The following is an 8,619-nucleotide window of genomic DNA, read 5'->3' on the forward strand; positions in this document are numbered from 1 at the left end:
CGGGACTCAGTGGTGCGTGGCGCTGCGGATCAGGTCGGAGACCTTCACGAAGCGGTACCCGCGCTTGCGCAGCTCCGGCACGATGCGCTGAATCGCCGCGTCGGTGACCGGCGCCGCGCTGCGCGTGCAGTGCATGACCACGAGCGAGCCCGGCTGCACCCCGGCCACGACCTGCTCGGCGACCGCGTTCGCGTCCTTGGCGAAGGCGTCCCCGCTCACCACGTCCCACTGGACGGCGGTCATCTTCAGCGGGGCCAGCGTGCGCAGCACCTCGTCGTCGTAGCAGCCGCCGGGGAAGCGGAAGTACGGCACGGCGTTCTGCACCCCGGCCTTCTTGAACTGGGCCGCCGCCTTCTCCACGTCGGCCCGCCTGCGGTTCTTCTCGACCACGGGCAACCCGTAGCAGTCGGCCTTGAACGCGTAGTGGCTGTAGGAGTGGTTGCCGATCTCGAAGTTGGGGTCGGTCCCGATGGCACGGGCCTCGGCCGGATACTCCTTGGCCCACCGGCCGGTCATGAACACCGTGGCCGGCACCTTCAGCCGCTTGAGATCGGCGATGAGCGCGGGGTTGTCGAAGTGCTCGCCGCCCGCCGCGCGCGGACCCTGGTCGGCCGTCATGTCCGCGTCGAAGGTCAGCGCGACGACCTTCTCGCCCTGGGGGTTCTTGGGTGCCCGCTCGAAGACCGGGGTGATTCCGCCGGGGCCGGGTGCCAGCGTGGGAGGGCTCTTGGGCGCGCCCGCGGCCGCCGAGGCCGAGGGGGCCGCCTTGTGCGGCGCGGGGTCGGAGCCGCAGCCCGCGAGCGAGGCACCGAGCAGGGCAACCGCGAGCAGCTTACGTACAGTAATGGTCACAAACGGAAAGTATCCGATCGTATCGGCCTATTTGTTCGCGCCGCTCCCGCAGCCCCGGAGATTCCGGCCAATGCCGTACAGCGGCACCTCCGAAGGCCCGTCCCGTACGCCCGGGATCCCGGCCCTCCGGCCCCGCAACGAGACCGATCCGCCCCGGCGGACTAGGCTCGTTGCATACGGATCACACGCCCGAACAGGCCCCTTCGCAGGCAAGGCGCGGTTCAAGGCCCCAGGGAGGCGACGTGTCCGGATACCGTACGGCCGCATGCTCGGCGGCACTCTGCTCGGCGGCCCTGCTCCCCCTCGCGGGCGCGGCCACCGCTCACGCCGACGACACCGGCTCACTCACCGCCGACCAGATCTCCCAGCGCTCCCACGAAGCCCTGCTCGGCGCGAAATCCCTGCACATCACGGCCAAGGGCGACCTGCGCTCACCCGGCTCCCCGACCTCCTTCGACCTCACGCTCGACCGGTCCGGGAACTGCCGCGGTTCGGTGAGTCTCGGCCCGCAGGGCTCGGTCGAGATCGTGAAGCGGGGCGCGGACGTGTGGATGAAGCCGGACGCGGCATTCTGGAAGAACGAGGTGCCGGGCGGCGGCAGCGCGCTGGCCTCGCTCGTCGGCAACCGGTATCTGAAGGGCACCACCGACGACCCGGTGCTCCGGGCCACGACCGGCGTGTGCGACCTCGACACCTTCCAGCAGTACCTCGACACCTCCGCCGAGATACCGGCCACCGGCCTCACCAAGGGCACGCCGACCACGCTCGACGGCACCGCGGTCATCCCGGTGACGGCCACCGAGCAGGGCCGCACCTACACGCTCGACGTCGCGGCGACCGGCAAGCCCTACCCGGTGCGGATCACCATCGCCCGGGGCAGCGCCGTGCCCGATGCGACCGTCCGCTTCGACGGCTTCGACCAGCCGGTGCCCACCGCGACCCCGTCCCCCGCCGAGACCGTCGACATCTCGGGCCTGATGACCCGCACGTCCTGAGCCGCACGTCCTGAACTCCGGCGGGACATTCACCCATCCGGGCGGGGACGGGCGGGGATGCGCGGCGGCTCGCGGAGTTCGTGCCCCGCCCCGGCCACTGCGCACCCCCCTCCGGTCCCGGCACGTTCCCCCGATCGTGCGAGGGAACGTACGGCGGGCGGCAGCCTCAGGCGAGCTCGGCGGTGAGCGTGATGGTGGTCCCCGAAAGGGCCTGGCTCACCGGGCAGTTCTTCTTGGCGTCCTCGGCGGCCGCCTGGAAGCCCTCCTCGTCGAGGCCGGGGACCTCGCCGCGAACGGTGAGGTGGATGCCGGTGATGCCCTCGCCGGGCTGGAAGGTGACGTCGGCCTTGGTCTCCAGGCGGGTGGGAGGGGTGCCCGCGCCGGTCAGGCCGTGCGAAAGCGCCATCGAGAAGCAGCTGGAGTGGGCGCCCGCGATGAGCTCCTCCGGGCTGGTCTTGCCGTTGGCCTGCTCGGCGCGGGACGGCCAGGAGACGGCCTGGGACGCGATGCCCGAGGAGTCGAACGTGACGGTGCCGGAGCCCTTGATGAGCTCGCCTTCCCAGACCGTGTGCGCCGTGCGCGTGGTGGCCATGGTGATTCCCTTCTGTGGCCGAGGGGACCACGGACGGATGCAGCTTCGGCCCCCTCGGCCCCAAACCTACTGCGCCACAAGGCCCTTCGCGTCGCGGGCGAGCGCGGTCAGACGGGAGATCGCCCGGAAGTACTTCTTGCGGTAGCCGCCGTTCAGCATCTCGTCACTGAACAGCCGGTCGAAGGGCACGCCCGAGGCGAGCACCGGCACCTCGCGGTCGTACAGCCGGTCGGCGAGCACCACGAGGCGCAGCGCGGTCGACTGGTCGGGCACCGGCCGCACATCGGTCAGGCACACCGCGCGCACCCCGTCCGTCAGCGCGCCGTAGCGGCTGGGGTGGACGCGCGAGAGGTGGTCGAGCAGCTGCGGGAAGTCGTCGAGCGCCGCGCCCTCGGTGGCGTACGCCGCTTTGGTGACCTGCTCGTCGGAGTACGGGGCCGGGGCCTCGGGCAGCCCCCGGTGGCGGTAGTCCTCGCCGTCGATCCGCAGCGGGCGGAAGTGCGCCGAGAGGCCCTGGATCTCGCGCAGGAAGTCCACGGCCGCGAACCGGCCCTCGCCGAGCTTGCCGGGCAGCGTGTTGGACGTCGCGGCGAGCGCCACACCGTTCTCGACGAGCCTGCGGAGGAGCGAGGACACGAGCACGGTGTCGCCCGGGTCGTCGAGCTCGAACTCGTCGATGCAGAGCAGCCGGTGGCCGCTCAGCGTCTGCACCGTCTGCTGGAAACCGAGGGCGCCCACCAGGTTCGTCAGCTCGACGAACGTGCCGAAGGCCTTGAGCGCGGGCTCGGCCGGAGTGGCGTGCCACAGCGAGGCGAGCAGATGGGTCTTGCCTACGCCGTAACCGCCGTCGAGGTACACCCCGCGCGGCCCGGTCGTGGCGGCCGGCTTCTTCGCGAACCAGCGGCGCCTGGCACCGACGGCGTGCGCCCCGCCGAGCCCCGCGGCGAAGGACGACAGAACGGTGACCGCCTCGCTCTGGCTCGGCTGGTTCGGGTCCGGTACGTACGTCTCGAAGCGGACCGAGTCGAACCGCGGCGGCGGCACCATCTCGGCGACCAGACGATCGGCGGGGACATGCGGCGCGCGGGCGCAGAGCGACACCGGGGCCGCTTCGGTTATGGGGCTGGTCGACACAGTCCCTAACTGTAAGGGCCGTGCCAGACTGCACGGCATGCGACAACTGTTCCCTGTGACCGACCAGACACCGGACGCCGAGGGCGCCGAGCAGGCAGAAAGCGCAGAGTGGTCGCTCGACCGGCTGGCCGACGCCTACGCCTATCCCCGTACGGACGGCCCCTGGCTGCGGGCCAACATGGTGTCCTCGCTGGACGGCGCGGGCCAGCACGAAGGCCGCTCGCAGCCGCTGTCCTCCGACACCGACATGCGGATCTTCGGCACCCTGCGGGCGCTCGCGGACGCGGTGGTGGTGGGCGCGGAAACGGTACGCCTGGAGGGATACCGGCCCGCCCGGGCGCGCGCGGAGTTCGCCGAGCGCCGCAAGGCGGCCGGGCAGGGCCCCGCCCCCGTGATCGCCGTGGTCACCGCCAGCCTCGACCTCGACTTCTCGCTGCCCCTGTTCACCTCGCCCCTCGTCCCGACCCTGATCCTGACCGGGGCGGCCGCCGACCCCGACCGGGTCCGGGCGGCCGAGCGGGCGGGCGCCGAGGTGGTGGTCGCGGGCGACGGCCCCGGCGTCGAGCCCGCGTGGGCCGTGCAGGCCCTGGCCGACCGCGGCCTGCTGCGGCTGCTCACCGAGGGCGGGCCGCGACTGCTCGGCCAGTTCGTGGCTGCCGGAGTGCTCGACGAGCTGTGCCTGACGGTGTCCCCGACGCTGACCGCCGGCGACGCGCAGCGCATCGCCGGCGGGCCCGCGGTGAAGGTCCCCCAGCGGTTCGCGCCGACGTCCGTCCTGGAGGACGCCGGGTTCCTCTACACGCGTTACCGTCGAATCTGACAATCGGTGGAATTCGCCGTTCCGGTTAGCTCACGCTGGGCACACTTACTCACGCAGACCCCGTGCGGGCACGGGGAAGGATGGTTTCCGCAGGGGCCGTACCCGCCAGTCAGCGGTGGCGGCGGCCATGGAGAAAACAGAAGGGCGCCTGTCGTGTTCACGAGCGTATTGATGATCGAGAAGCCCCTGACCTCCGTCGACGTGGAATTCGTCACCACCCTGCACGGGGACGAGCCGGTTTCCTTTGTCGTGCTCATGCAGCCGAGGGGCGATCAGGACCGGTTGCTGCGCGCCATCGACGACGTGGCGCTCGGCGAACTCGACGAAGCCGTCCACGAGGGTGAGGAACCGGAGGGCTCCGCCGCGCAGGGACCCGCCGAACTGGCGCTCCAGCATTCCGTGCAGTCGCTGCGGGACGCCGGAAGCAAGGCGGTGGGCCATGTGGTCGACGACCATCCCCTGGACAAGCTGAAGGGCGTGGTCGACGAGGTGAACGCCGACGAGGTCATCGTCCTGACGGCCCCGCACTACGTGGAGGAGTTCTTCCACCGGGACTGGGCATCGCGGGCCCGCCACAAGGTCGGCGTCCCCGTCCTCAAGCTTTTCGCCCACAGCGAGTAGCCCCGCGCGGCCCCGTCCGGAGCCGTGTCGCGGCCGGAGCCCCCGCAGGAATTAGGGTGGGGGCTCCTTCTGTACGTCGCACCCCGGGAGAGAACCGCATGGCATCCGCCATTCCCACCGCCATGGAACGGCCGCACTTCATCGGCATCGGCGGTGCCGGCATGTCGGGCATCGCGAAGATCCTGGCCCAGCGCGGGGCCCAGGTCGCGGGCAGCGACGCGAAGGAGTCCGCCACCGCCGAAGCGCTGCGAGCGCTCGGCGCGACCGTGCACATCGGCCACGCGGCCGAGCACCTCGCCGACGACGCCACCTGTGTGGTCGTCTCCAGCGCGATTCGCGCCGACAACCCCGAGCTGGCCCGCGCCGCCGAGCTGTCCGTGCCCGTCGTGCACCGCTCCGACGCGCTCGCCTCGCTCATGGGCGGCCTGCGCGCCATCGCCGTGGCGGGCACCCACGGCAAGACGACCACCACCTCGATGCTGGCCGTCGCCCTGACCGAGCTGGGCCTCGACCCCTCGTACGCGATCGGCGGCGACCTCGAAGGGCCTGGCACCAACGCCCGGCACGGCGAGGGCGACATCTTCGTGGCCGAGGCCGACGAGAGCGACCGCAGCTTCCAGAAGTACGACCCCGAGGTCGCCATCGTCCTCAACGTCGAGCTCGACCACCACGCCAACTACGCCTCGATGGACGAGATCTACGACTCGTTCGAGACCTTCGTCGGCAAGGTCAGGCCCGGCGGCACCCTGGTGATCGCCGCCGACCAGCCCGGCGCGGTCGAGCTCACGAAGCGCGTCCGCGACCTGTCCTCGCTCAACGTCGTCACGTACGGCGAGTCGGAGACGGCGGACGTACGCGTCCACAAGGTCACCCCGCGCGGCCTCACCTCCGAGGTGACCGTCCTCCTGAACGGCAAGTTCCTGACCTTCACGGTGTCGGTCCCCGGCCGCCACTACGCCCACAACGCGGTGGCCGCGCTCGCCGCGGGCGTCGCGCTCGGCATCCCGGCGCACAACCTGGCCTCCGCGCTCGGCAAGTACACCGGCGTCAAGCGTCGCCTCCAGCTCAAGGGCGAGGCCAAGGGCGTCCAGGTCATCGACTCGTACGCACACCACCCCACCGAGATGACCGCCGACCTGGAGGCGATGCGGGGCGCGGCATCCGACGCGCGCCTCCTGGTGGTCTTCCAGCCCCACCTGTTCTCCCGCACCCAGGAGCTCGGCAAGGAGATGGGCGAGGCCCTGGCACTGGCCGACCTCTCCGTCGTCCTCGACATCTACCCGGCCCGCGAGGACCCGGTCCCCGGCGTCACCAGCGCGCTGATCATCGACGCGGCCAAGGCGGCGGGCGCCACGGTCACCGCCGTACACGACAAGTCGACCGTCCCGGACGTCGTCGCGGGAATGGCAGCCCCCGGCGATCTCGTTCTCACCATGGGCGCGGGCGACGTGACGGACCTCGGCCCGGCCATCCTGGCCCGCCTGTCGAACTGATCCGACCGAGGAGCACCCCATGTCGTACGACGTCGAGAAGCCGGACGAGCAGTGGCGCGCGGAGCTGACGCCCGCCGAGTACCAGGTGCTGCGCCAGGCCGGCACGGAGCCCGCGTTCGTCGGTGAGTACACCGACACCAAGACGGAGGGCGTGTACTCCTGCCGTGCCTGCGGGGCCGAGCTCTTCACCTCCGGCGAGAAGTTCGAGTCGCACTGCGGCTGGCCGAGCTTCTTCGACCCGAAGGACACCGAGGCGGTCGAACTCATCGAGGACCGCACCCACGGCATGGTCCGCACCGAGGTGCGCTGCGCCCGCTGCGGCTCCCACCTGGGCCATGTCTTCGAGGGCGAGGGCTACCCGACCCCGACGGACCAGCGGTACTGCATCAACAGCATTTCGCTGCGGCTGACCGAGAAGTAACGCGGAAGCCCGGAAGGGGCCGGGACGGACACCGAGTCCGTCCCGGCCCCTTCGCCTTCCACCGGGCTTTCTACCGGCTCACTTTGATGGAGCCCCGGCAGATTTCGAGGATCTTCATCGCGATGGCGCTTCCGGGGCGCCCGAACCGGTCGGCGTACCGCTTGATGATCACGTTCTCGCGGCTGAACTCGGTACGCCGCCCGCCCGCGGCGATCCGGACCTCCTGGACGGCCTCGGACAGCTCGCGGCGGTGTTCCAGGAGGCCGATGATCTCGGCGTCGAGCACGTCGATGGAGCTTCTGAGCTCCGCGATGGCGGCTTCCGTGGTGGCCTTGTCGCCGGTCGGCAGTGTCTGCAGGGTCATGGTGCTCTCCTCGTGGGGCAGGGCAGTTGACGTGCTGGACGGTCGGCCTGGTGCGGATCCCGGTACGGGAAGGTCAGTCATGGACGGCGGCGGACGGCGGGGCGTTTTCCATGCCTCAACGCCTATCAAGTGATGGCGTGCTGGTCGGACGAACTCGCCGGATGGAACAGGACAGTTCGGCACCTCAACGCGTGCGCCAGGTGGTTTTCCTGAGGCGGCGGGGCCGCTGGTGGCGCCGCTCAGGCGTGCTCGTGGAGCTGGACGTCGAAGTGGCCGCCGTCGGCTTCCGCGGGTACGGATATGGCTGCGGCCCAGGTGCCGGGCACGGCGAGGTCCGTCACCGTCCAGGATCCGGGCGTTCCGGGCACCCCGGCGGCCACGACGGCCGGACCGGAGCTCTCTGGCCGGGTTTCGACGGCGGACAGATCGGTGGTGATCCCGACACCCACCGCCTTGAGCACGGCCTCCTTACGCGTCCAGCAGCGCAGGAAGGCCTGAGTGCGGGCATCCCCTCCGGGAGCGCCGAGCACGACCCGGCGCTCGGACTCGGTCAGCGTGGACGGCGCGAGCTCCTCGATCGGGAATTCCCGTACGACCTCGACGTCCACCCCCACAGGGACGCGGGCCACGGCGAGCATGCCGCAGCCGTCCGTGTGCGAAATGCTGATCCATAGAGGGGAGTCCGGGTGCAGCACGGCGGGCGGCCCGTGCAGCGGATCACCGCACCCCGGGCACGGCCTGCGGCCGAGGCCTATCTCTGCGGGCGCCACATCGAGGAGTTCCGAGAGGATCCGCCGGCTCGCGGCGCGCGCGGCGACGTAACCCACCGCCGTCCTCACGTGCACGAACCGTGCGGCGCGGTCGCGCTCGTCCTTACTGAGCAGGGCCAGGTCGGCCGGATCGATGGGGCCGTCTCCGGTACGCCACCACCAGGCGTGCGCGACGGCGGTGTCGGGTTCGAGGATCAAGGTCACGGAGGAACGCTACAGCCCCCGGGTTGCGCCGGGTTGACCCCCGAAGTTGACGCCGGCCCGGCAGGGCCGTAAGGTCCTTCGAGTTGCCACGGAGCCGGAACGGTTCCGCAGCAGCCGTCCGCCGCAGGTTCTGCGGCACCCAACTCAGCACGATCTCCCGCCCGGGGTGAATTCGGCATGCCGAATTCTATTTTTGGTCGCACCGGAAGACTCGATTATGAATCGGCCGGGGAAATCAGCTAGAGTTCGGGACGTCGGAACGGCCCAACAGTCGGAAAGACAAACCCCATCTCGACGGGGAATCGGACACGAAAGAGTCTGATAGAGTCGGGAACACGAAATACCGAAGGGAA

10 protein-coding genes are annotated in these 8,619 nt (G+C 70.7%); 5 read left to right on the forward strand and 5 right to left on the reverse strand.

Going from position 1 to position 8,619, the window contains the following annotated elements; all coding sequences use genetic code 11:
* Positions 1–6 precede the first annotated feature (6 nt).
* On the reverse strand, positions 7–852 hold the full coding sequence (locus ABD346_RS33860; RefSeq protein ID WP_344380142.1) for a polysaccharide deacetylase family protein: 846 nt from the start codon (positions 850–852) through the stop codon (positions 7–9).
* Positions 853–1,094: 242 nt separating this feature from the next.
* On the opposite strand from ABD346_RS33860, the gene ABD346_RS33865 reads away from it, so the two are divergent.
* The gene (locus tag ABD346_RS33865) at positions 1,095–1,847 is read left to right on the forward strand and encodes a hypothetical protein (protein ID WP_344380143.1); all 753 of its coding nucleotides are present in this window, start codon (positions 1,095–1,097) and stop codon (positions 1,845–1,847) included.
* A gap of 166 nt (positions 1,848–2,013) precedes the next feature.
* On the opposite strand, the gene ABD346_RS33870 is transcribed toward ABD346_RS33865, so the two are convergent.
* Both ABD346_RS33870 and zapE read right to left on the reverse strand, forming a co-directional pair.
* Entirely contained in the window at positions 2,014–2,439 is a 426-nt protein-coding gene (locus ABD346_RS33870) for an OsmC family protein (protein WP_189965666.1), read from the reverse strand.
* Positions 2,440–2,505: 66 nt separating this feature from the next.
* Positions 2,506–3,612 (reverse strand): cell division protein ZapE, encoded by a 1,107-nt coding sequence (zapE, locus tag ABD346_RS33875; protein WP_344380144.1) that lies wholly within the window; start codon positions 3,610–3,612, stop codon positions 2,506–2,508.
* On the opposite strand from zapE, the gene ABD346_RS33880 reads away from it, so the two are divergent.
* The 4 genes from ABD346_RS33880 (at position 3,611) to msrB (ending at position 6,928) form a co-directional block, all read left to right on the forward strand.
* Positions 3,611–4,393: a pyrimidine reductase family protein gene (locus tag ABD346_RS33880; RefSeq protein WP_344380145.1), complete on the forward strand. Its 783-nt coding sequence runs from the start codon at positions 3,611–3,613 to the stop codon at positions 4,391–4,393. The genes zapE and ABD346_RS33880 overlap by 2 nt on opposite strands.
* 153 nt (positions 4,394–4,546) lie before the next feature.
* The gene (locus tag ABD346_RS33885) at positions 4,547–5,014 is read left to right on the forward strand and encodes an indole-3-glycerol phosphate synthase (RefSeq protein WP_344380146.1); all 468 of its coding nucleotides are present in this window, start codon (positions 4,547–4,549) and stop codon (positions 5,012–5,014) included.
* Between the two features lie 98 nt (positions 5,015–5,112).
* Positions 5,113–6,507: a UDP-N-acetylmuramate--L-alanine ligase gene (gene murC / locus ABD346_RS33890; protein WP_344380147.1), complete on the forward strand. Its 1,395-nt coding sequence runs from the start codon at positions 5,113–5,115 to the stop codon at positions 6,505–6,507.
* Between the two features lie 19 nt (positions 6,508–6,526).
* Positions 6,527–6,928: a peptide-methionine (R)-S-oxide reductase MsrB gene (gene msrB / locus ABD346_RS33895; protein WP_344380148.1), complete on the forward strand. Its 402-nt coding sequence runs from the start codon at positions 6,527–6,529 to the stop codon at positions 6,926–6,928.
* Between the two features lie 70 nt (positions 6,929–6,998).
* Here msrB and ABD346_RS33900 read toward each other — a convergent pair whose 3' ends face one another.
* Together ABD346_RS33900 and ABD346_RS33905 are read right to left on the reverse strand one after the other, a co-directional pair.
* The gene (locus tag ABD346_RS33900; RefSeq protein ID WP_344380149.1) at positions 6,999–7,373 is read right to left on the reverse strand and encodes a chorismate mutase; all 375 of its coding nucleotides are present in this window, start codon (positions 7,371–7,373) and stop codon (positions 6,999–7,001) included.
* Positions 7,374–7,531: 158 nt separating this feature from the next.
* Entirely contained in the window at positions 7,532–8,266 is a 735-nt protein-coding gene (locus ABD346_RS33905; protein WP_344380150.1) for a 4'-phosphopantetheinyl transferase family protein, read from the reverse strand.
* Positions 8,267–8,619: the final 353 nt, after the last annotated feature.

Origin of the sequence: Streptomyces mauvecolor, assembly GCF_039532965.1 — a bacterium.
Taxonomy (GTDB): Bacteria; Actinomycetota; Actinomycetes; order Streptomycetales; family Streptomycetaceae; genus Streptomyces; species Streptomyces violascens.